Source organism: Pseudomonas sp. MD195_PC81_125, assembly GCF_014060985.1.
GTDB lineage: Bacteria > Pseudomonadota > Gammaproteobacteria > Pseudomonadales > Pseudomonadaceae > Aquipseudomonas > Aquipseudomonas parakoreensis.
This window is the reverse complement of record NZ_JABULD010000469.1, coordinates 1-1,339: the sequence shown is the minus strand read 5'-3', so window position 1 is coordinate 1,339 and position 1,339 is coordinate 1. Positions and strand designations below refer to the sequence as shown.

Here is a 1,339-nt window from a genome sequence, read left to right as displayed (position 1 = left end):
GCACGGGCCGGGGGCCTTTTTCATGGGGCAGGAAAACCGATGTGCAAACGGTCGTGTATTTCCCGCCAAAGGGGCTAATATTCGATTCGCTCCGCCTATTTTCAGGAACTGCCCATGCGTCTTTCCGAGTTCATCCTGGCCAACATCGAGCCTATCGTCGATGAATGGGAACAGTTCGCCGCGACCATTACGCCGGCGGCCGACCATCTGGATTCCACTGCGCTGCGCGATCACGCCAGCGAGATTCTACGGGCCGCCGCCCGCGACATGAGCAAGCCACAGAGCCCCGCCGAACAGGCTGCCAAAGCCAAGGGCGAAGGCCCGGAAAAGACCCCAAGCCTGGACGAGGCCGGCGCCAGCCATGGCGAGCTGCGCCACACCGTCGGTTTCGATCTGGTGCAGATGACCAGCGAATTCCGCCATTTGCGCGCCTGTGTGATCCGCCTGTGGGTCGACAGCCTTGAGTCGCCGGACGTGGCCTATTTCCAGGACATGATCCGCTTCAACGAAGCCATCGACGAAGCCCTCGCCGAATCCACCGCTGCCTACGCCGAGCAGGTCAACCGCTCGCGCGACATTTTCCTCGCCATCCTCGGCCATGACCTGCGCGCGCCGCTGCAGGCGGTGAGCATGTCCACCGAACTGCTGCTGCGTAAATCCAGCCTCGAGGGCGATGCGCTGGCCTGTGCCTTGCACATCAAGCGCGGAGCGCGGCACATGGCGGCGATGGTCAGCGACCTGTTGGAGCTGGTGCGCAGTCGCCTGGGCCGTAGCCTGCCGATCGAGCCGGCGGCGATGGACCTGGCCGTTGCGGCGCGGGCGGCGATTGCCGAAGCCTGCGCCGGTAATCCGCTATCCGATCCGAAGCTCACGGTGCACGGCGACACCCGTGGGGTGTGGGACGCCGGGCGAATCGACCAGCTCCTGCAAAACCTGATCGGCAACGCCTTGCAGCACGGCACCAGCCAGCGCGACGTGACCCTTGATCTGCGTGGCGAGGACGACAATGTGTACCTGTCGGTGCACAACTACGGCACACCGATTTCCGAAGAGGCGATCGGCACGATTTTCGACCCGCTGGTGCGCAGCGCCGACGAAGAACTCGGGCAGCCGTCGACCAGCCTCGGGTTGGGCTTGTTCATCGTCAAGGAAGTGGTGAGCGCCCATGGCGGGACGATCGACGTCAGCTCGAGCGAGGCTGACGGGACGCTGTTCAGTGTGGTGTTGCCGAGAAAGGTTTAAGCAGGAAAATCTGCGGTGAATTCATCGCTGGCAAGCCAGCTCCCACAGATCCGGCGTCGAATACAAACTTTGTGTACGACATAGTTCCTTGTGGGAG

General features: G+C 63.0%; 1 protein-coding gene. It reads left to right on the top strand.

Going from position 1 to position 1,339, the window contains the following annotated elements; all coding sequences use genetic code 11:
* Window positions 1-114: 114 nt before the first annotated feature.
* Complete coding sequence (locus HT737_RS18775) at window positions 115-1,242, top strand: sensor histidine kinase (RefSeq protein ID WP_182403620.1); 1,128 nt, start codon at window positions 115-117, stop codon at window positions 1,240-1,242.
* Window positions 1,243-1,339: the final 97 nt, after the last annotated feature.